Below are 21628 nucleotides of genomic sequence, written 5' to 3'. Positions count from 1 at the left end.
TCCGGTTTTTATCCGGACGAGCAGCGCTGGATGCGGATGCGCCCTGCGCAATATTCAATTTGACGCAAACGGTAGTCGTTCCGCGAACCAGGCCACCGCTTGCATTTTGAACACCTCGGCAGGTGGTGTTAACGGGTAGCGCTGATCATAGGCCAGAACAATGCGCTGGGCGGGCAGCTCTTCCCGTATGGGGCGACAGACCAAGGGCTGACCATCGTAGCTACGGTCGCCATAGGGGCGGGTATAGGTCAGCGCCACACCGAACCCGTTGGCAACCAGGCTGCGTTGAAATTCGAAGCTGTGTGTCCGTTGTACGCTGGCGGGGGAGAGTCCATGGAAGCTGAATAGATCCAGCACATGCTGCCAGCTATGGATCTGATCCGTCACCACCAGGTTGCATTCGCTCAGTGCCGCCAGACTGACACGGGCCTCGTTTGCCAGCGGGTGATCGGCCGGTAACAGGGCATGGGCGGTCAACTGGCACAGCTCTACGCATTCCATGTTGGCCGGCAACCCGAGATCGTACGTCAGCGCCAACTCCAGGGCGCCTTCGGCAAGGCGCTTGCCCAGGTATTCGAAGCTGCCTTCGCGCATATCGACAGTGACCTGAGGATAGTCGCGTTGGAGGTGTCTCAGGATCTGCGGCAGGCAGTACGGCGCCAGGTCCGCGTAACAGCCCAGCACCAGTTCCCCGGCAAAGTCGCTGCAATTGCTGCCGATATCCGCAAAGCTTCGCGCTTCGGCCAGGACGCGTTTTGCCTGGGCCATCACCGTGCGGCCGAAGGGGGTGACGGACACGCCGAGCCCGCGTTGGCGAACAAACAGCGGTTGGCCGAATAGCACCTCCAGTTCGGTAATAGCCGTGGAGATCGAGGGCTGGGAAACGTGCAACTCCTCGGCCGCCAGCGTGAGATTGCCGTGCTTGGCCGCAGCGAGTGCGTAACGGAGTTGTCGTAGGGTGAACTTCATAAGTTTTTCTTTGGTGATACATCAATACTTATTATTTTATCATTGTTGTGTGCCGTGAAATATTTGTCCAGCGCCCACATTTATTTCCTCCTTCAAGGAGTTTCAGGTTATGGCACACAGCGCATTCACCCTTGACGAAAAAGATATCGAAGCGTTCCAGCGCGATGGCGCGGTTTGCCTGCGCGGTATTTTCACTGATTGGATCGAGACGATTGCCGCCGGCATTGAACGCAACCTGACGGAGCCTGGCGTTTACGCCAGCCGCTACGTGGAGAAGGATGACAAACCGGGCGGTTTTTTTGATGACTATTGCAACTGGCAGCGGATTCCAGAGTTTCGTGCAACGGTGCAACAGTCACCTGCCGCCGCCGTTGCTGCGGCCGTCATGCGTTCACGTTCGGCGCAGTTTTTCCATGATCATGTGCTGGTCAAGGAACCAGGGGCGCAGAAAGCCACGCCCTGGCACCAAGACATCCCCTATTACTTTGTCGAAGGACACCAGAGCGTCAGTTTCTGGATCCCCGTGGACCCGGTACGCGAGTCGACACTGCGCCTGCTTGCCGGCTCACACCGTTGGGAGAAAGGGATAAAACCCGTCCACTGGGCCGATCAAAGCGATTTTTACCGGGATGCGGACGGATACCGCGATGCGCCCGATCCAGATAAGGAAGAGGGCCTGCAGGTCCTCGAGTGGGAGATGCAGCCCGGCGATGCGGTGTTGTTCGATTTCCGTACGGTACATGGCGCCAGGGGCAATGCCTCGGCGCAGCGTCGAAGGGTGCTGTCGCTGCGCTGGCTCGGCGACGATATTCGTTACTTCGAGCGTCCAGGACGGACCTCTCCACCGTATCCAGGGCATGCGATGCAGACCGGTCAGAGACTGCGCGAAGATTGGTTCCCGACGATACATCAAGGAGTTTGAGCTTCACGTTGATAACAGATGTTCGCCACTGAGGTGGCGAACACTTGCACTGCCATAATCCTGTTCACTGTGTTGGAGCGTGCGATTGTGAAAATCAAAAAAAACCTTACCGCCACACTGATTTCCCTCGGTCTGTTGGCCGGTAGTGCCACGAGCCAGGCGGCCAGTTGGTGCGACTCGGGTAAACCGGTGAAATTCGCCGGGCTCAATTGGGAAAGCGGCATGTTGCTCACCGAGGTGTTGCAGATCGTGCTCAAGGACGGTTACGGCTGTGCAATCGACACCTTGCCGGGTAACTCCATTACCATGGAGAACGCCTTGAGCAGCAACGATATTCAAGTGTTGGCCGAAGAATGGATCGGTCGCAGCGACGTCTGGAACAAAGCGGCGAAAAGCGGCAAGGTCCTGGGTGTCGGCGCGCCGATCATTGGCGCCACCGAAGGCTGGTACGTGCCGCGTTATGTGGTCGAAGGGGATGCCAAGCGCAACCTCAAGTCCAAGGCGCCCGAGCTGAAGAACATCGCCGATCTGAGCCGCTACGCCGGTCTGTTCAAGGATCCGGAGGAGCCGAGCAAGGGCCGTTTCTACAACTGCCCGGCCGGCTGGACCTGCGAGCTGGAGAACAGCGAGATGCTGAAAAGTTACGGGCTTGAAGCGAGCTACACGAACTTCCGCCCGGGTACCGGCCCGGCCCTGGATGCCGCCGTACTGTCGAGCTACAAACGTGGCGAGCCGATCCTCTTCTACTACTGGTCGCCGACGCCGTTGATGGGTCAAGTCGATCTGGTCAAGCTGGAAGAGAAGCCAGGTATCGACAAGAAGATCAGCATCCAGGTCGGGCTGTCCAAGGCCTTCCATGAGCAGGCGCCAGAGCTGGTCGCGGTGCTGGAGAAGGTCAATCTGCCGATCGACCTGCTGAACCAGAATCTGGCCCGAATGAGCAAGGAGCATATCGACTCGCCCAAACTGGCGAAGATCTTCTTCAAGGAGCACCCGGAGGTCTGGCAGGCTTGGGTCAGCGCTGACGCGGTCAAGAAAATCAACGCGGCTCTGTAGGTCGACAACCTCCCGGCTAACCGAGAGGCTGGCCGGGAAGTTTGCCTCAACCACTTGATCGAGGGTTCCAATGTTTCCCGAGCGTTTCACATTTTCCATCTCCGACTGGGTCAACAGTTGGGTTGATGCACTGGTGACCAACTACGGCGATGTGTTCCGGCAGATCTCCGACACCCTGCTGTGGGCCATCGTCAACCTCGAGGGCCTGCTCCGCGCAACGCCCTGGTGGTTGATGCTGGTGATCGTCGGCGGTATTGCCTGGCACGCCACCCGCAAGCTGGTCACCACAACCGTTATCGTCGGCCTGCTGTTTTTGGTGGGGGCCGTGGGCCTGTGGGACAAACTGATGCAAACCCTCGCCCTGATGCTGGTGGCGACGCTTATTTCGGTACTGATCGGCATTCCGCTGGGCATTCTCTCGGCGCGCAGCGATCGCCTGCGTTCGGTACTGATGCCACTGCTGGACATCATGCAGACCATGCCCAGCTTCGTGTACCTGATTCCGGTGCTGATGCTGTTCGGCCTGGGCAAGGTGCCGGCGATCTTCGCCACGGTCATCTACGCCGCTCCGCCGCTGATCCGTCTGACCGACCTGGGTATCCGCCAGGTGGATGGAGAGGTCATGGAGGCGATCAATGCCTTTGGCGCCAACCGTTGGCAGCAGCTGTTCGGCGTGCAACTGCCGCTGGCCCTGCCGAGCATCATGGCCGGGATCAACCAGACCACCATGATGGCCTTGTCGATGGTGGTGATCGCCTCGATGATCGGTGCCCGTGGTTTGGGTGAGGATGTGCTTGTTGGGATTCAAACCCTCAACGTCGGACGCGGCCTGGAAGCGGGCCTGGCGATCGTGATTCTCGCGGTGGTGATTGACCGCATTACCCAGGCCTATGGTCGGCCACGGCATGAGGTGAGCAAATGAGCATGGCACGGATGAACAAGATCGAAGTCAAAAACGTCTTCAAGATCTACGGTGCCCGCACTGAAGATGCACTGAACATGACTCGCCAGAAGAAGACCAAGGATCAGGTCCTGGCCGAAACCGGCTGCGTGGTCGGGGTCAACGACCTGTCGCTGTCCATTGGCAGCGGCGAGATCTTTGTGATCATGGGGCTGTCCGGTTCGGGGAAGTCGACCCTGGTGCGGCACTTCAACCGCCTGATCGACCCAACCAGCGGCGCGATCCTGGTGGACGGCGTGGACATTCTCCAGCACGACATGGAGGCGTTGCGCGAGTTTCGTCGGCACAAGATCAGTATGGTGTTCCAGAGCTTCGGCCTGTTGCCCCACAAGAGCGTGCAGGAAAACGTCGCCTACGGCCTCAAGGTCCGTGGCGAGAGCAAGGAGGTCTGCGCCGAGCGCGCCTTGCACTGGATCAATACCGTGGGCCTGAAGGGCTATGAGAACAAGTATCCGCACCAGCTGTCGGGCGGTATGCGCCAGCGTGTGGGTCTGGCCCGGGCCTTGGCGGCGGACACCGACATCATTCTGATGGACGAGGCGTTCAGTGCCCTGGACCCGTTGATCCGGGCCGAGATGCAGGATCAGTTGCTGGAGCTGCAGAAGACGCTGCACAAGACCATCGTGTTTATCACCCATGACTTGGATGAGGCGGTGCGGATCGGCAATCGCATCGCGATTCTCAAGGACGGCAAGTTGATTCAGGTCGGGACGCCGAAGGAGATCCTACATTCGCCCGCCGACGAATATGTCGATCGTTTCGTCCAGCGGCGCGTGGTCGCTTTGTAAGGGCTGGCCAGGCGCAGCGACTCTTCGCGCTCCTTGGCGGGGGGCCGTCAACTCCAGGCTTGTTGAACTAGCTTGCCTCACTCGGCACCGGTGATCGGGCCTTCGCTCTCCATGTTGAAAGCAGACGAACACAGGCTGCTTTCGGAGTGACATTCAGACGTCTACTCACAACATGCGACTTTTCATCACTGTGTCCCGTCCTGAATAAGGTTTACACCTGTTTCAGGACGGGACAAATGGTGAATTCCACTCGAAACTACCGCCAACCACGGTTTATTAGTGCATAAATCCGGGGCTTGGTAGACCGCAGTTTGGTGGTACCCACCTTACTGGACGCCGTTAAAATCTCATCCATCCAAACGAGCCTGACCTGCCGCTGGCTAGCCCTGTTTTTACCAGCGTCAGAGTGTTGTCCCCTCCGTTGCCAGCCCGGAAAACTCCTGCATTGCATCCAGCAAGGCCTCACGAAAGTAGGTCTTCGATGCCCGATCACAGAGGATGTGCAAGCTCGGTAGTTGAGCGGTGCTGGAATTGATCACTATCACATTGATTCGCGCCGCCGAGGTTTGTGCCACCGCACCCGGGCCGAAAACTTGGGCGCTGAGGTCGACACCGCAGAGTTTGGCCATAACTTGCGTGAGGTGTTCGCCACTGAGCTGAAAGCAGGTATGACTGTCCTGGCGCGGCAGCAGATAGTTGGCCTGCTGGTCCAGCTCCCAGCGGGCTTCTTCGTCGGCGATGCGTTGGCCCTGGTCCAGGGGGCTGCCCAGCAGCAGGTACTCGGTTTGGGACAGGCGCGCCACCTGACTGCCGTCGGCCTGGAGCACGGCGCGGTTGGGGGCGTGCGGAAGGACGAAGTCCCGACCTTGCAGGTACACCGCGCTATGGCGGCCGCGAAAGCCGACCCGGGGCAGGTCGAGGAGGTCGGTGAGTGTGCAGCTCGGCAACGGGGCAGGGGCATGCTGCCCGATGGGGCGTTGTTCTCTCAGGCTGGTCATGGCTTAAAGTTCCTGCCGTTGGTTGTCGGGATCGAAGAAAGGCAATGGCACCACCTCGGCCTGGAGCAGGATGCCGCCTTCGACGCGGATCGGAATCCGCTGGCCGGGGTTGCTCTGGTCGATGCCGGCGTAGGCCAGGCCGATGATCGTGCCAAGGGTTGTGGAATACTCGCAGGAGGTGACGCTGCCGCTGATGTCCGGGCCATTGAGCACCAGGTGCCCCTCAAGGGGTTGCAGGCTGCCCTTGGGTAGGGTGAAACCCACGAGTTTGCGTTTCAGTGGCTGGGCTTCGAGGATGTCTACCGAGCGCCGGCCGACGAAGAACGGCTTGCTGCGACTGACTGCCCAGCCCATGTCAATTTCTGCCGGGTGGGTCATGCCGTCGGTGTCCTGACTGATGATCACATGGCCTTTTTCCAGGCGCAGCAGACGCTGGGTTTCGACGCCAAAGGGGCGGATCTCATGGGCCTTGCCGGCGTCCATCAGGGCGTCCCAAAGCTTGAGGCCATGGCGCGCCGGCACGTGGATTTCATACCCCAATTCGCCGACGAAACCCACCCGCAACAAACGTGCCTTGATCCCGGCGACTGTGCCCTGGCGTACACCCAGGTAGGGGAAGCCTTCCGCGCTCAGATCGAGGTCGGTGCAGACTTTCTCCAGCACTTTGCGCGAGTCGGGGCCGGCGACGTTGACCGCGCAAATGGCTGCGGTGACGTTGGCGACATCCACGTCCAGGCGCCATTGCGCGTTCCACTTGAGCATTTGCTGATAGATCCGATCGACGCCGCTGGTGGTGGCAGTGACGTAAAAGTGGTTCTCGGCAAACCGCGCGCAGACCCCGTCGTCGATCACCACCCCGTGTTCGTTGGTCATCAGCGCATATCGGGAACGGCCGATCGGTTGCTTGAGGAAGGCAAAGGTGTACATCCGGTTGAGCAGCTCGGCGGCATCCGGGCCGCGTACATCCAGGCCGCCCAGGGTCGAGACGTCGATGATGCCGACCTTGTTGCGCACGTGCAGGGCTTCGGCCTGCATGCACTGTTCGCGATCCTTGGCGCTACCGTAGTAGGCCGGGCGCTGCCAGATGCCGGCGGGCATCATCTTCGCCCCGACTTGCAGATGGCGGGCATGCATCGGCGTCTGCCGGTACGGGTCGAAGGCGCGGCCGGCGACATGGGCCAGTTTCTCCGCGACGAAGGGCGGTCGCGCCGTGGTGACCCCGGTTTCGCTGATGTTGCGTTGGGTCGCCCAGGCCACCAGGCGCGCGGTCGGCAAAGCCGAGTGGCGGCCCTGAGATGGGCCCATGCCGACGGTGGAGTAGCGCTTGACCAGTTGCACGTCGCGGTAGCCGATTTTCGTCGCGTTGACGATATCGGCGACTTGGAGGTCCTCGTCGAAGTCAACGAAATCCTTGCCCTTGGGGTGGGGGAAGATTGGCCAGTTGAAGTTGACCCGAGCCTCGTTGCTGGACGGGGCGCGTTGGGTTCCGACCAACAGGCCCAGCGCGAGCGCGGCGTCGGCACCAGCATTTACTCCGTCGGCGATCACATTGTCCAGATGGTGACGACCATTGACGGAGCCTGAGACCGTGAGGTTTTTCGGCAGGCCACTCAAGGTGAACTCGGCACGCTGGTCGTCGTAGGCCAGTTTGCCGCCCGCCTGACACAGCAATTGATAGACCGGCATGTAACCGGCGGACATACACAGCAAGTCGCAGTCCAGGCGTTGCCCGCTGGTGGCAACCTGACCTTGGGCGGTGATCTTGCGCACGTCGACGCCGTTGATATGACGCATACCCTTCTCGTGCAGGGCTTCATATACCGTGCTGTTGCTCTGGCAAGGGATCTTGCGTTGTGCCAGCGCCCGCAACAGGGATTCATCTCCAGGCGCATTACGCAGATCGACCAGGGCAAGCACTTCCACGCCCTGGTCATGCAGGTCGAGGGCGGCGAGATAACCGTCATCGTTGCCGGTCAGTACCACCGCGCGTTTACCGGGTTTTACCGCATACAGCTTCATCAGCCGTTGCGCGGCGCTGGTCAGCATCACGCCGGGCAGGTCATTGTTGCGAAAGATCACCGGCTGATCGAAGGAGCCGCTGCACACCAGGCATTGGAGGGCGCGCACCTTGTACATACGTTTGCCCTGAATCACTGGCAGGTAGTTGTCGGTGAACCAGGCGTTGCAGGTGGCCTGGGTCAGGATCTGGATATTGGTGTGTTGTTCCACCGCAGCCAACAGCTCGCGACGCAAGGTTTCAGCCCTTTTGCCCGCGATGTCAAAGCGGGCGTAGGTCAGCGAACCGCCGAGAATTGGCTGCTGCTCGATCAGCAGGACTTTGGCCCCGGCATTGGCCGCGGTCAGGGCCGCGTGAAGGCCGGCGGGTCCCGCGCCGATCACTGCCAGATCGGTGAACAGGTAGGCCTTATCGTAGTACTCGGGCTGGAACTTCAGGTCGAGCACACCGAGGCCGGCCTTCTTGCGAATGATCGGTTCCCAGACCTTCCACATGCCCTTGGGCTTGTAGAACGAGCGGTAGTAGAAGCCCACTGGCATGAATTTGGAGAACTTGCCCAAGTAGGCATCGCGGTCGTTATCCAGCGAGCCGTTGACGTTCTGTGCGCTGACCTGCAAGCCTGCGGACAATGCGTGGGCGTCGGCCAGAACGTTGGGTTCCTCGGGCAGTTGCACCAGGCTGTTGGCATCCTGGCCGGCCATGGTCAGCGGGCCGCGCGGGCGATGATATTTGAACGAACGGGAGATCAGGAAACGCCCGTTGGCCAACAGGGCGCTGGCGATGCTGTCGCCTTGCAAGCCCTGATAGCGCTGGCCGTCGAAACTGAAATCGAGAGGCTGATTACGGTCGATCAGCAGGCCCATGGGGGCGGGTAGACGGTTCATCCTGCGATCTCCTTGGCGGCTGCGCTGAATTCGACACGGGTGGTGAAGAGTTCCTTGGGGCCGAAGGTGCGCAGGATTTCATCGCTGACGGTGTGGCGCTCCGCCAGAAACCAGTAACTGGACGGCGTGTGCATCCACCACTCGCGCACCACGCCGGCGAGGTTGTCGGTGTTGAACACGTAGTCGGCCCATTCGGCGTCGCTGCACGTCACCGGATCGGGCATGGGCTTGAACTCACCGCCATAGGTGAACTCGCTGATATTGCGTGGCCCGTTGAGCGGGCAATTCATGATTTTCATAGTCCGCTCTCCGTCAGTGACTGGCCGCTGTGGCGCCCATTTCGTTGACTTGCTGGAAGGTCGAGAAGCGCTCGAGGCCGAATGGCTTGATCAGCTCCGGCACCTTGCCGCCGCTGGCGACCAGCTCAGCCATGGTCTTGCCGCAGATCGGCGTGGCCTTGAAGCCCCAGGTGCCCCAGCCAGCGTCGAGGTAGTAATTTTTCACCGGCGACAGGCCCATGATCGGGCTGTAGTCCGGGGTCATGTCGGTGATGCCGGCCCATTGGCGCATCAGTTTGGCGTTGGCCAGGAACGGGAACATCTCGATGGCGTGGGCCAGCAGGCTTTCCTTCAAATCGAGCGTGGAGCGCGTATTGAACAGCGGATAGGGGTCGGAGCCACCGCCGAACACCACTTCGCCCCGGCTGGTCTGCTGCACGTAGCAGTGCAGGGCCGAGGAGCTCACCAGCGGATCGAGAAAAGGTTTGAACGGCTGGGTGACCATCGCTTGCAGGGGGAAGGTCTGGATCGGCGAACGGATCCCGGCCTTGGCCATCAGCAAGGAGCTGTGCCCGGCAATCGCCTGTACTGCGCAACCGCATTTTATGGTGCCGCGATTGGTCTTGACCGCGGTGATGGCGCCGTTCTCGATCACCAGGTCCTGGACTTCGGTGAGCTGGTGGATTTCCACGCCGCGTTTGGCCGCCTGCTTGGCGTAGCCCCAAGCCACCGCGTCGTGGCGTGCGGTGGCACCGTCGATATGCCAGAGACCAGCGAGCACCGGCAAGTGCCCGGGGTCGAGATTGAGGCTGGGCACCAGCTCACGGATCTGCTGGCGGTCGATCATCTCGGTGCGTCCGCCGAAGTGTTTGTTGACCTCGGCGCGTTGGCGGAACGAACGCACGGTGGCATCGGTGTGGGCCAGGGTCAGTTGGCCGCGCTCGGAGTACATGATGTTGAAGTCGAATTCGTTGGACAGCGCCTGGAACATCCGCACCGACTCGGCATAAAAGCGCACGCCTTCGCTGGTCAGGTAGTTGGAGCGGATCACCGCAGTGTTGCGCGCGGTATTGCCGCCGCCCAGGTAGGATTTCTCCAGCACTGCGATATTGCTGATGCCGTGGTACTTGGCCAGGTAATAAGCGGTGGCCAGGCCATGGCCGCCGGCACCGATGATCACCACGTCATAGCTCGGTTTGAGTTCCCGGGGCGGCGGCAAGTCCACCTCGACCGGGTATTCCGAACTCAGCCCGTACTTCAATAGATTGAATGGCATACGGCCTCCGATTGGCTGCGTTGGGCCTGGTGTTGCATAAGGGCCGCGGTCACGGTGTTTTTCATCAGAAAGGCGATGGTCATCGGCCCGACACCGCCGGGTACCGGAGTGATGGCTGCGACTTGGGTCAGAGCGCTGTCGAAGTCGACGTCGCCCACCAGCCGGCTGCGACCCTGATCGTCGATGCGGTTAATACCGACGTCGATCACCACCGCGCCGGGCTTGAGCCAGTTGGCGTCGATCAGCCGTGGTCGGCCCACGGCGGCGATGACGATATCCGCCTGGCGGCACAAGGCTTGCGCATCGAGGCTGCGCGAGTGCAGCACGGTCACTGAGCAGTCGGCCTGCAACAACAATGCCGCCATGGGTTTACCGACGATGTTCGAGCGGCCGATGACCACCGCGTGCTTGCCCCGCAGATCGCCGCAGGTTTGCTCCAGCAAGTACAGGCAGCCGCTGGGGGTGCAGGGCGCGAGTACCTCGCGACCCTGGCTGAGGCCACCGACGTTTTCACTGTGAAAACCGTCGACGTCCTTGCCCGGATCGATGGCCTGCAAGGCGCGTAATTCGTCGATATGGGCTGGCAACGGCAGTTGCAAGAGAATGCCGTTGATCGAGTGGTCGGCATTCAGGCCGGCAATCAGGTTGAGCAGTTGTTCAGTACTTGTATCGCTCGTCAGGCGATGTTCCAGGGAACGGATGCCCACCTCTTTGGCGCGCAGGATTTTGTTGCGCACGTAGACCTGGCTGGCCGGGTCGCTGCCCACCAGAATCACCGCCAGGGCCGGTTGGATGTCACGCTCGCGCAGGTTCGCCACGTCCTCGCGGACCTGTTCCAGCACGCGGGCAGCGGCGGCTTTGCCGTCAATCAGTCTGGGCGCGTTCACCGGAAGATCACCGTTCTGTCCTGGTTGAGGAAAACCCGGTGTTCCAGGTGGTACTTGACCGCCTTGGACAGGGCCACGGTTTCGGTGTCGCGACCGGTGGCCACCAGGTCGTCGGGCAGGTAGACGTGGTCGACGCGCTGCACTTCCTGCTCGATGATCGGCCCTTCGTCGAGATCGCTTGTGACGTAGTGGGCGGTGGCGCCAATCAGCTTCACGCCGCGCTGGTAGGCCTGGTGATAAGGCTTGGCGCCCTTGAAGCCTGGGAGGAAAGAGTGGTGAATGTTGATCGCCCGGCCCGAGAGTTGCTTGCACAGGTCATCGGAGAGGATCTGCATGTAGCGCGCCAGGACCACCAGTTCGGTGCCGGTGTCGTCGACGATCTTCATCAACTCGGCTTCCTGCCGGGCCTTGGTGTCTTTGTTCACGGGGAGGTAGATGAAGCGGATGCCCTCGCGTTCGGCCATGGGGCGCAGGTCAAGGTGGTTGGAAACGATGGCGGTGATGGTCATGTCCATCTCGCCCTTGTGATAGCGGTACAGCAGGTCGGTCAGGCAGTGGTCGAACTTGCTGACCATCAGCAACACGCGCATCGGCTCGCGGGTATCGTGCAGCTCCCAGCTCATGTCGAAAGCGCTGGCGACGTCACTGAAGCCGTCCTTGATCTGTTGCATATCACCCTGAAAACCGTCGTTGAAACGGAATACCGCGCGCATGAAAAACCGGCCGCTGAAATCGTCGTCGAATTGCGCCATCTCCCCGATGTAGCATCCGTTGTCCGCCAGGTACGTGGTGACGGCGGCGACAATGCCGGACACCGCGGGGCAGGTGATCTTGATAATGAAATGGTTTTTTTCGTGTTGCATGACACGTCCTCGGGAAGATGGCGGCAGCTCATCGCAGGGCGAAAAAAAACATCAGCGGACAGCGGTCTCATCCATGAGCGAGTTTTCTTATGGGGAATAAAATATTCCTGAAGTTGGCTTTATAGGGGAATGCCCGCGCCGCGTCCAGATATTTTGTGAAAGTTTTTTAATTGGCAGGAAATAACTTGAGGCCGACGGGGTCGGCCTCAAGGCAGGGGCAAAGCGGGAGGAGGCGGGGCGTTATTCTTTGTCGTTGCCGTAATTCATGATCGACAGCAGACGGATCGGCACTTGCACCAGTTGTTCGGGGCCGTGGGGGATTTCCCCTTCGAACGTCAGGCTGTCACCGGCCTCCATGCGGTACAGCTGGTTGCCGTGGCGATAGATCAATTCACCTTCGAGCAGGTGGAGGAATTCGGTGCCTGGGTGGGAGAAGGTCGGAAACTCCTCGCTGGCATCATCCATGCTGACCATGTAGGCCTCGAAGCTCTTCTTCGGCCCACGGGTGTGGTTGAGCAAATGGTAGGTATGACCTTTCTCGGTCCCGCGGCGCACCACTTCCATGCCCTGGTCGGCCTTGACCAGCAGCGCACTGCCGCCTTGCTGGTCGTATTCGCTGAACAACTTGGACAGCGGCAAGCCGAGCACGTCGCACAGACGGCTCAGGGTATCGAGGCTGGTGGAGACCTGGGCGTTTTCGATCTTGCTCAACATGCCCTGGCTGATATCGGCAATTTTGGCCACGTCGGACAGTTTCAGATCCTGGGCCTGGCGCTGACGCTTGATCTGCATTCCCAGGTATTGCTCAAGCTTGAGGCGCGGGGCGGTTTCGGTCGACATAGTCATCAGGTCCTGCACGATTTCCGTTCAGTAATATTAGTTTCGCACTGAGAAAGTGCAAATCGCGGGTCTTGGCTCGCGGGTATTCGGCGGTATTCCCACAGGGAAAAGAATTTTCCCATATATACAGCACAAAAGCGCCTTTTGCGGCGCATCGACGTTTCACTCGCGAATCTGGCAAGGGCTTTGCATTCCTATTGGGAAACTAACTTTCTTTTTAGGAATAAAAAGAACTTAAGGCCCACCCACAATTGTTTTGCCTTTCGCGAGGAGTGACGAGCAATGTTGCCAGCAGAAACCCAGCGCATCATCGACAAGCACGGGATCAAGTACGTGCTTGCGCAGTTTGTCGATATTCACGGTGCGGCAAAAACCAAGTCGGTGCCGATCTGTGGGCTCAAGGCGGTGGCCGAGGAAGGGGCAGGTTTTGCCGGGTTCGCGATCAGCGGCATGGGGATGGAGCCCCACGGACCGGACTTCATGGCCCGCGGCGACTTGTCGACCCTGACTCCGGTGCCCTGGCAGCCGGGATATGGGCGGGTGGTGTGCATCGGTCACGTCGACGGCAAACCCCATCCGTATGACAGCCGCTATGTGCTGCAACAGCAGGTGCGGCGCCTGGAGGAGAAGGGCTGGACCCTCAACACCGGTCTGGAGCCCGAGTTCAACCTGATGCGCCGCGATGAGAGCGGCAAGCTGCAACTGGTCGACCCAAGCGACAACCTCGACAAGCCTTGCTACGACTACAAAGGCCTGTCCCGTTCCCGGGTGTTTCTCGAACGGCTGACCGAAGCCTTGCAGCAGGTGGATTTCGAGGTCTATCAAATCGACCACGAGGACGCCAACGGCCAGTTCGAGATCAACTACACCTACAGCGACGCCATGACCTCGGCGGATCGCTTCACCTTCTTCCGCATGGCCGCCGGCGAGATCGCCAATGACCTGGGGATGATCTGTTCGTTCATGCCCAAGCCGGATCCCAAGCGCGCTGGCAACGGCATGCACTTTCACCTGTCGATCAGCAGCGCCGACAACAAGAATCTGTTCCATGACGCCAGCGACCCGAGCGGCATGGGCCTGTCGAAAATGGCTTATCACTTCGCTGCCGGTTTGCTCGCCCATGGCCCGGCGCTCTGTGCCTTCGCCGCGCCGACGGTCAACTCCTACAAGCGTCTGGTGGTCGGCAACTCGTTGTCCGGCGCGACCTGGGCGCCAGCCTTTATTGCCTTCGGCGCCAACAACCGCTCAGCAATGGTTCGGGTGCCTTACGGCCGCCTCGAATTCCGCCTACCGGACGCCGGTTGCAATCCCTACCTGGTCAGCGCCGCGATCATCGCCGCCGGCCTGGACGGCATCGACCGTCAGCTGGAAATCGACCACGTCTGCAACGAAAACCTCTACAGCCTGAGCCTTGAACAGATCGCTGCGCGGGGCATCAAGACCCTGCCGCAATCCCTCAAGGAAGCCTGCGACGCCCTGGAAGCCGACCCGCTGTTCGCCGAGGTGCTGGGCCCGCAGATCGTTGGCGAGTTCATCAAGCTCAAGCGCATGGAATGGGTGGAATACAGCCGTCACGTCTCCGATTGGGAGATCCAGCGCTACACCGAATTTTTCTGACTGTGCACTTTGACAACCATTCGGGCACTCGGCACGGCGTCGGGCGTTCACTGCCTCCGAAGGAGACTTGATATGTGTGGAATCGTAGGTCTGTACCTGAAAAATCCGCAGCTGGAATCCCGGCTCGGCAAGCTCTTCGAACCGATGTTGCAGGCCATGACCGATCGTGGCCCGGACAGTGCCGGCTTCGCCATATATGGTGATGAAGTGGCGGATGGCTGGGTCAAGCTGACCCTGCAGGCGACCACCGAAGGCTTCGATTGGAAAGCCCTGATGAGCGAACTGGAAGGGCGCCTTGGCTGTTCGCTGGACTGGTTCCAGAACGCCAGCGCCGCAGTGCTCAAAGTCAACGCCGAGGAAGCCCTGGTACGTCTGGCCCTCGCCGAACTGGCGCCGAGCGTGCGCATCATGAGCGCCGGCCAGAGCATCGAAATTCTCAAGGGCATGGGCTTGCCTCAGGAAATTTCCCAACGTTTCGGCCTGGCCGGTATGAAGGGCAGCCACATCATCGGGCACACCCGGATGGCCACTGAAAGCGCAGTGACCATGGAAGGCAGCCACCCGTTTTCCACCGGCGCCGACCTGTGCCTGGTGCACAACGGCTCGCTGTCCAATCACTTCCGCCTGCGTCAGGAACTCAAGCGCGAAGGTATCCACTTCGAAACCGACAACGACACCGAAGTGGCCGCCGGCTATCTGACCTGGCGCCTGCAGCAGGGCGACTCGCTGAAAGAGGCGCTGGATCATTCGCTGGAGGATCTGGACGGTTTCTTCACCTTCGCCATCGGCACCCGCAACGGTTTCGCGGTGATCCGCGACCCGGTCGCCTGCAAGCCGGCGATCCTCGCCGAGACCGATGACTACGTCGCCATGGCTTCCGAATACCAGGCCCTGTCGAGTTTGCCGGGGATTGAACACGCCAGGATTTGGGAGCCGGCACCAGCCACCCTGTACATCTGGGAACGCGAGTCAGCTTAAGGAGCGCACACATGAAAACCATCGATCTTTCCACTGCCTCGGTGCGCGACCTCAATCAGGCGCTGCACGACCAGGTCAACAACGTTCAGGACCGCGAGTGGGTGGTGACCCATTCCAATGGCAAGCACAACCTCGCGGTCGGGGTGAATGAAGCGGTGTCCATCGATATTCAGGGCCACGCCGGTTACTACTGCGCGGGGATGAATCAAAAGGCCTCGATCACTGTCCACGGCAACGTCGGTGTTGGTTGCGCCGAGAACATGATGTCCGGCTACGTCCGGGTCAAAGGCAGCGCCTCTCAGGCGGCCGGTGCCACGGCCCATGGCGGCTTGCTGGTGATTGAAGGCGACGCCGGGGCGCGTTGCGGGATTTCCATGAAGGGTATCGACATTGTGGTCGGCGGCAGCATTGGTCACATGAGCTGTTTCATGGGGCAGGCCGGTCGTCTGGTGGTCTGCGGCGACGCCGGCGATGCGCTGGGCGATTCGTTGTACGAGACCCATATCTACGTGAGGGGCACCGTCGAGTCCCTGGGCTCGGACTGCATCGAGAAAGAGATGCGCTCCGAGCATCTGGAAGAGCTGCAAGGGCTGCTGAACCGTGCCGGTTTTGACTACAAGGCGGCTGACTTCAAGCGCTACGGCTCGGCCCGTCAGCTGTACAACTTCAAAGTCGATAACGCGTCCGCGTACTGATCCGCGCGAGGAGAACAGATATGAGCGACCCTATTAGCCAAAAAGCAGCCCCTCCAGTGCTGCGCGAGTCAGCCACCTTCGACCGCCTGACTATCCAGGAAATCCAGCGTGCTGCCGAGACCGGCATCTACGACATTCGCGGCGGCGGCACTAAACGCAAGTTGCCGCATTTCGATGACTTGTTGCTGCTCGGCGCCAGCGTTTCGCGCTACCCGCTCGAAGGCTATCGGGAAAAGTGCGGCACCGATGTGATCCTCGGCAACCGCTTCGCCAAAAAGCCGATCCACCTGAAGATTCCGGTGACCATCGCCGGCATGAGTTTCGGCGCCTTGTCGGCCAATGCCAAGGAAGCCCTGGGCCGTGGCGCGACCATCGCCGGCACCAGCACCACCACCGGTGACGGCGGCATGACCCCGGAAGAGCGCGGTCAGTCACAGCATCTGGTCTATCAGTACCTACCGTCGCGCTACGGAATGAACCCGGATGACCTGCGCAAGGCCGATGCCATTGAAATTGTCTTGGGGCAGGGCGCCAAACCCGGTGGCGGCGGTATGTTGCTGGGTATGAAAGTCACCGAGCGGGTGGCCGGTATGCGCACCTTGCCGATCGGTGTCGACCAGCGCAGCGCTTGCCGTCACCCGGACTGGACCGGGCCGGATGATCTGGCAATCAAGATTGCCGAGCTGCGGGAAATCACCGATTGGGAAAAACCCATCTACGTGAAAATCGGCGCCAGTCGGCCGTACTACGACGTCAAGTTGGCGGTAAAGGCCGGGGCCGATGTGATTGTGCTCGACGGCATGCAAGGCGGCACTGCGGCGACCCAGGAAGTATTTATCGAACACGTGGGAATCCCGATTCTGTCGGCCATCCCACAGGCGGTACAAGCTTTGCAAGAGATGGGCATGCATCGCAAGGTGCAGCTGATTGTCTCCGGCGGGATTCGTAATGGTGCCGACGTGGCCAAGGCGATGGCATTGGGTGCGGATGCGGTGGCTATCGGTACGGCGGCGCTGATCGCGCTGGGCGACAACCATCCACGCCTGGACGAGGAACTGAAAAAAATCGGCTCGGCCGCCGGGTTTTACGACGACTGGCAGAATGGCCGAGACCCGGCTGGGATCACCACTCAGGACCCGGAGCTGTCCAAGCGCCTCGACCCGGTGGAAGGCGGTCGGCGTCTGGCCAACTACCTGCGGGTGCTGGTGCTGGAAGCCCAGACCATGGCCCGGGCCTGCGGCAAGTCGCACCTGCACAACCTCGACCCCGAGGATCTGGTGGCACTGACAGTGGAGTCGGCCGCCATGGCCCGGGTACCGCTGGCGGGGACCAACTGGGTTCCCGGTTCAGGTTCCGGTTACTGAGATGACGTTCGTTCCCACGCAGGGGCGTGGGAACGATCAGTTAGAGGGGCCCGCCAAGAGGCCCATGAAATAACAATTGCTCACTGCCAGGCACTTTCCATTCATTTGCAGGAGCTTTGAACATGGTCAATCGTCTTCTCGGCAAATCCCTTCTTGTCTTATTGGCTGCCAGCACGCTCGCGCCGCTGGCACAGGCGGCCGACACGCCGACCTTGAACACCGGCAGCACTGCCTGGATGGTGACGGCGGCGGTGCTGGTGCTGTTCATGTGTCTGCCGGGCCTCGCGTTGTTTTACGGTGGTCTGGTCCGCGCAAAAAACATGCTCTCGCTGTTTACCCAGTGCTTCGGCGTCGCCGGCCTGGTGGGCGTTCTGTGGGTGATCTATGGCTACAGCATGGTGGTCGACAGCACCGGTATGGTCGAGGGGCAGGTGACGTTCAACAGTTTTGTCGGCGGGCTGAGCCGGGCCTTTCTGGCGGGCATGACCCCCGCCAGCCTGGTGGGCGATATTCCGGAAGGGGTGTTCGTGACCTTCCAGATGACCTTCGCCATCATCACCCCGGCGCTGATCGCCGGGGCGTTCGCCGAACGCATGAAGTTCTCGGCGGCGCTGTGGTTCATGGCGTTGTGGTTCACTCTGGTGTATGCCCCCGTGGCCCACATGGTCTGGGGCGGTTCGGGCGCCTTGATGCATAACTGGGGCGTGCTGGATTTTGCCGGCGGCACTGCGGTGCATATCAATGCCGGTGTCGCTGCGCTGGCTGCTTGCCTGATGCTCGGCAAGCGCAAGGGCTACCAGAATACTCCGATGCCAGCCCATAACCTGAGCCTGACCATGGCTGGCGCGGCGATGCTCTGGGTCGGCTGGTTCGGCTTCAATATCGGTTCCGGCGGCGGTCTCAATGGCACCTCCGGTATCGTCATGCTCAACACCCAACTGGGGGCTTGCGCCGGGATTCTCGGCTGGATGTTCACCGAGTGGTTCAAGGTCGGCAAACCCAGCGCTCTGGGCCTGGCCAGCGGTGCCTTGGCCGGTCTGGTCGGTATCACTCCAGCATGTGCGTATGTCGGCGTTGGTGGGGCACTGGCCATTGGTCTGTTGTGCGGGGTGTTCTGCTACCTGAGCGTCACTGTGCTCAAGCGTCGCTTCGGTTATGACGACAGCCTCGATGTGTTCGGCTTGCACGGCATCGGCGGGATGATCGGTGCGGTGCTGACGGGGGTGTTCTGCGTACCGTCCCTGGGCGGGTTGGTCGAAGGCGTGACCATGGGCGCTCAGGTCGTGGCGCAAATCAAGGGCGTGCTGCTGACGACGGTTTACTGCTTTGCCATCAGCTGGGTCATTCTCAAGGTGATCAACGCCGTGATCGGCTTGCGCGCCGATGAGTCGGTGGAGGACATGGGGCTGGATCTGGCCGAGCATAATGAGCGTGCTTACAACCACTAATCGCTGTTGTTGATCGACACGGCCCACCTTCGAGTGGGCCGTTTTCGTTGTACTCAGCGCAACGCGGCATCACTGATCGACTTTCCCTTGCGCGCCGCGGCGACGCGCTGCAACTGGCTGGCGATCAGGGTGTTCTTCAGCAGATAGGCAATGGTCATCGGGCCGACGCCACCGGGGACCGGCGTGATCGCGCTGGCGACAGTGCGCGCACTGGCGTAGTCGACATCGCCCACCAGATGGCTGCCGGACTCGTCAGTGATGCGATTGATCCCGACATCGATCACCACCGCCCCAGGCTTGAGCCAACTGGCGTCGATCAGCTTTGGACGACCCGCCGCCGCAACGACGATATCCGCCAGTCGGCACAGCGCCGGGGCATCGACGCTGCGCGAGTGCACCACGCTGACTGAACAGTGGGCCTGTAGCAGCAAGGTTGCCATCGGTTTGCCGACAATGTTCGAACGGCCAATGACCACCGCATGCAAGCCGCTCAAATCACCGCAGGTCTCCTGTAACAAGCGCATGCAGCCGCTAGGCGTACACGGGGTCAGTACCTCCATGCCTTGCACCAGCCCGCCAACGTTTTCGCGATGAAAACCGTCTACGTCCTTGATCGGGTCGATGGCATGGATCACTGCCGCCTCGTCGATATGGGCCGGCAAGGGCAGTTGCACCAGAATGCCGTTCACCGTGGCGTCGGCGTTCAGTTGCGCAATCACCTCCAGCACTTGCGCCTGGCTGGCGGTGTCCGGCAAACGGTGTTCGAGGGAGCGAATCCCGACTTCCTTGGCCCGCAACAGTTTATTGCGCACGTAGACATGGCTGGCCGGGTCGTCGCCGATCAACAGGACCGCTAATGCGGGATAAATCTGCTGGCCGGCCAGGACCAGAAGATCTTGGCGGACTTCTTCCAGGACCCGGGCGGCAATGGCTTTGCCGTCGATATCACGGGCCAGTGATGGGGTACTGCTGTTCAAATGCGTCACCGTCATTGAAAGAGCATCGAGGTGATCATCGAGACGCCGTAGCGCCTCGATGGTCCATTAGAAACATGAAACCAAGGGCTCAGGTTACCAGTCGGTGGCAAGCGTACACCACCAGTACACCTGCGATCAGGGTGGCATAGGGTAACCAGCCGGCGCGTTTCAGCTCTGCACCGGACTCCACGTACAGGTCACTTAGCATGGCCTCGGGGAAGCGGCCCTTGTCCTGTACGTAATGGCGGTAGCAGAACACCGGGATGATCAACAGTGCCAGCAACAGACCGGTCACCAGAGTCCCTGCGCCCCAGATATCGGCCCCCAGACCCATGCACGCCAGATTGACGAAGCTCAGTACACCACCGGCCGCCAGGAGGATGGTCGGAGCCTTGTACGGGCGCACCCAGTCGGGGCGGTCCAGTCGATGGATCCAGCCGGCATTGAGGTTGAGGAAGTTGAAGATGATGTAGCTGACGTTGGACGCGGCGAGCACGAATACATAGTCGGACATCAGCAACAGCAGCAGGTTGAATGACAGGTCGGTCCACATGGCTGCAGTGGGCGCGCCGTGTTCGTTGGTGCGGCCCAGATATTTCGGCAACCAGCCATCCACGGACGCCTGATACAGGGTGCGCGACGAGCCGGACATCGAGGTCATGATCGCCAGCAGCGTAGCCAGGATCAGCATGATCAGCACGATGTTGGCCACCAGCTTGCCGCCGCCGATGCTGTCCGCCATGACCTGGCCGACGCCCATGCCACTGTAGATTGCCGGTGACAACAGACCGCTGTAGACCGCCGGCGAAACCACCACGCCGCTGGCGTCCAGCACCGCCGGTGTCACCAACTGACCGAGGCCCAGGCTGCCCTGAAATGCCAGCGGTACGAGCGTGAATACCAGAATACATAGCAGGCCGGCATAGAAGATCGCCTTGAAGGTGTCACGCTTGGGGTCCTTGAATTCCCGGGTGTAACACACTGCGGTTTCGAAACCGTAGGTCGACCACGCAGCCATGAACAGGCCGCCGGCCATCAGTGACCAGCCGGAAATGTCCCAAGGGCCGTCGATCACTTGCCCGGCTGCGTCATGGGCCAAGGGATACAGCGGCAGAAAGTTGGCCTGGGCTGCATCCCCAGTCAACAAGGGCACCACGCCAACCAGCAGCAAGGGAATCAGCGAGGTCACACCGAGCACCAGGGTCAGGCGTGCCGAGCGCAGGATGCCGCCATGCTGCACGGCGAATACCGCCAGCAGGATCAACAGGCCGATGGCAAACGTCGCGTTGATGCGCAACGACAGGCCACTCTTGATCCAGCCCAGGTCAAGCAGGGTCAGTTGCCAGGTGTTGATCACGGCGTCGGCGGGGAAGAGTGCGGTGAGGATGTAACCGGCCGCCAGCCCCGAGCCGATGGACAGCACCGGTGACCACGCCAGCCAGTTGCACCACACAGAGACCGGTGCGATCAGCTTGCTGTAGCGCACCCAGGCGACTGCGCCGTAGACCGAGGCGCCGCCGGACTTGTGGGGAAACAGACCGGCGATTTCGGCGTAGGTGAAGGCCTGGATAAACCCGAACAGGATCGACACGATCCAGACGATCCACGCCGGTTTGCCCACGGTGGCGGCAATCGCGCCGATAGAAAACAGCACCAGGGCGGGCACGCCACTGGCGACCCAGAAAGCCCCGCGCCAATCGATCTTGCGGTGCAGGCTGCCGACTGAGCTGGCGGCCTGCGGTACGGTCTCGAACGTAGTCGCTTCCATCTTCGTAATCCCATGTCTGAGTAGAGTTGTAGTGGGGCAGTC

19 protein-coding genes are annotated in these 21628 nt (G+C 60.8%); 9 read left to right on the top strand and 10 right to left on the bottom strand.

The window, feature by feature from the left end:
• Positions 1-54: 54 nt before the first annotated feature.
• Positions 55-969, bottom strand: a complete 915-nt coding sequence (locus ACIPIN_RS10250; protein WP_401118044.1) for a LysR substrate-binding domain-containing protein — start codon at positions 967-969, stop codon at positions 55-57.
• Positions 970-1078: 109 nt separating this feature from the next.
• Here ACIPIN_RS10250 and ACIPIN_RS10245 point away from each other — a divergent pair, with 109 nt between their 5' ends.
• The 4 genes from ACIPIN_RS10245 (at position 1079) to ACIPIN_RS10230 (ending at position 4696) form a co-directional block, all read left to right on the top strand.
• The gene (locus tag ACIPIN_RS10245; RefSeq protein WP_401118042.1) at positions 1079-1891 is read left to right on the top strand and encodes a phytanoyl-CoA dioxygenase family protein; all 813 of its coding nucleotides are present in this window, start codon (positions 1079-1081) and stop codon (positions 1889-1891) included.
• Between the two features lie 87 nt (positions 1892-1978).
• Positions 1979-2947 (top strand): ABC transporter substrate-binding protein, encoded by a 969-nt coding sequence (locus ACIPIN_RS10240; protein ID WP_401118040.1) that lies wholly within the window; start codon positions 1979-1981, stop codon positions 2945-2947.
• Positions 2948-3017: 70 nt separating this feature from the next.
• The gene (locus ACIPIN_RS10235; RefSeq protein ID WP_401118038.1) at positions 3018-3869 is read left to right on the top strand and encodes an ABC transporter permease; all 852 of its coding nucleotides are present in this window, start codon (positions 3018-3020) and stop codon (positions 3867-3869) included.
• On the top strand, positions 3866-4696 hold the full coding sequence (locus tag ACIPIN_RS10230) for a glycine betaine/L-proline ABC transporter ATP-binding protein (RefSeq protein ID WP_401118036.1): 831 nt from the start codon (positions 3866-3868) through the stop codon (positions 4694-4696). Before ACIPIN_RS10235 ends, ACIPIN_RS10230 begins: the two co-directional genes overlap by 4 nt.
• A gap of 401 nt (positions 4697-5097) precedes the next feature.
• On the opposite strand, the gene ACIPIN_RS10225 is transcribed toward ACIPIN_RS10230, so the two are convergent.
• The 7 genes from ACIPIN_RS10225 to ACIPIN_RS10195 form a co-directional block, all read right to left on the bottom strand.
• Positions 5098-5694, bottom strand: a complete 597-nt coding sequence (locus tag ACIPIN_RS10225) for a sarcosine oxidase subunit gamma (protein WP_401118035.1) — start codon at positions 5692-5694, stop codon at positions 5098-5100.
• A 3-nt stretch (positions 5695-5697) separates the two neighbouring features.
• Positions 5698-8595: a 2Fe-2S iron-sulfur cluster-binding protein gene (locus tag ACIPIN_RS10220; RefSeq protein WP_401118033.1), complete on the bottom strand. Its 2898-nt coding sequence runs from the start codon at positions 8593-8595 to the stop codon at positions 5698-5700.
• Complete coding sequence (locus tag ACIPIN_RS10215; RefSeq protein WP_401118031.1) at positions 8592-8894, bottom strand: sarcosine oxidase subunit delta; 303 nt, start codon at positions 8892-8894, stop codon at positions 8592-8594. The genes ACIPIN_RS10220 and ACIPIN_RS10215 overlap by 4 nt, the downstream gene beginning before the upstream one ends.
• A 13-nt stretch (positions 8895-8907) precedes the next feature.
• Positions 8908-10149 (bottom strand): FAD-dependent oxidoreductase, encoded by a 1242-nt coding sequence (locus ACIPIN_RS10210; protein ID WP_401118030.1) that lies wholly within the window; start codon positions 10147-10149, stop codon positions 8908-8910.
• A complete protein-coding gene (gene folD / locus ACIPIN_RS10205) occupies positions 10131-11036 on the bottom strand; it encodes a bifunctional methylenetetrahydrofolate dehydrogenase/methenyltetrahydrofolate cyclohydrolase FolD (RefSeq protein ID WP_401118028.1) in 906 nt (301 codons plus the stop codon). The genes ACIPIN_RS10210 and folD (ACIPIN_RS10205) overlap by 19 nt, the downstream gene beginning before the upstream one ends.
• Entirely contained in the window at positions 11033-11899 is an 867-nt protein-coding gene (gene purU, locus ACIPIN_RS10200; RefSeq protein WP_401118026.1) for a formyltetrahydrofolate deformylase, read from the bottom strand. Before purU ends, folD (ACIPIN_RS10205) begins: the two co-directional genes overlap by 4 nt.
• 240 nt (positions 11900-12139) lie before the next feature.
• Positions 12140-12739, bottom strand: a complete 600-nt coding sequence (locus ACIPIN_RS10195; RefSeq protein WP_401118024.1) for a helix-turn-helix domain-containing protein — start codon at positions 12737-12739, stop codon at positions 12140-12142.
• A gap of 282 nt (positions 12740-13021) precedes the next feature.
• Between ACIPIN_RS10195 and glnT the strand changes: the two genes are divergently transcribed.
• The 5 genes from glnT to ACIPIN_RS10170 all read left to right on the top strand — a co-directional run bounded on the left by glnT (position 13022) and on the right by ACIPIN_RS10170 (position 18841).
• Positions 13022-14356, top strand: a complete 1335-nt coding sequence (gene glnT, locus ACIPIN_RS10190; RefSeq protein ID WP_401118022.1) for a type III glutamate--ammonia ligase — start codon at positions 13022-13024, stop codon at positions 14354-14356.
• Positions 14357-14428: 72 nt separating this feature from the next.
• Entirely contained in the window at positions 14429-15334 is a 906-nt protein-coding gene (locus ACIPIN_RS10185) for a glutamine amidotransferase family protein (protein ID WP_401118020.1), read from the top strand.
• An 11-nt stretch (positions 15335-15345) separates the two neighbouring features.
• Positions 15346-16029 (top strand): protein glxC, encoded by a 684-nt coding sequence (locus tag ACIPIN_RS10180; RefSeq protein WP_401118018.1) that lies wholly within the window; start codon positions 15346-15348, stop codon positions 16027-16029.
• Positions 16030-16049: 20 nt separating this feature from the next.
• Entirely contained in the window at positions 16050-17393 is a 1344-nt protein-coding gene (locus ACIPIN_RS10175; protein ID WP_401118016.1) for an FMN-binding glutamate synthase family protein, read from the top strand.
• A gap of 122 nt (positions 17394-17515) precedes the next feature.
• A complete protein-coding gene (locus tag ACIPIN_RS10170) occupies positions 17516-18841 on the top strand; it encodes an ammonium transporter (RefSeq protein WP_401118014.1) in 1326 nt (441 codons plus the stop codon).
• Between the two features lie 53 nt (positions 18842-18894).
• On the opposite strand, the gene folD (ACIPIN_RS10165) is transcribed toward ACIPIN_RS10170, so the two are convergent.
• Positions 18895-19833, bottom strand: coding sequence for a bifunctional methylenetetrahydrofolate dehydrogenase/methenyltetrahydrofolate cyclohydrolase FolD (gene folD, locus ACIPIN_RS10165; protein WP_401118013.1), 939 nt, complete (start codon positions 19831-19833; stop codon positions 18895-18897).
• Between the two features lie 73 nt (positions 19834-19906).
• On the bottom strand, positions 19907-21586 hold the full coding sequence (locus ACIPIN_RS10160; protein WP_401118011.1) for an APC family permease: 1680 nt from the start codon (positions 21584-21586) through the stop codon (positions 19907-19909).
• Between the last annotated feature and the right edge of the window lie 42 nt (positions 21587-21628).

This window comes from Pseudomonas sp. NPDC087697 (assembly GCF_044743155.1).
Taxonomy (GTDB): Bacteria; Pseudomonadota; Gammaproteobacteria; order Pseudomonadales; family Pseudomonadaceae; genus Aquipseudomonas.
The sequence above is the reverse complement of the archived record's forward strand: the minus strand, read 5'-3'. Positions and strand labels throughout refer to the sequence as shown.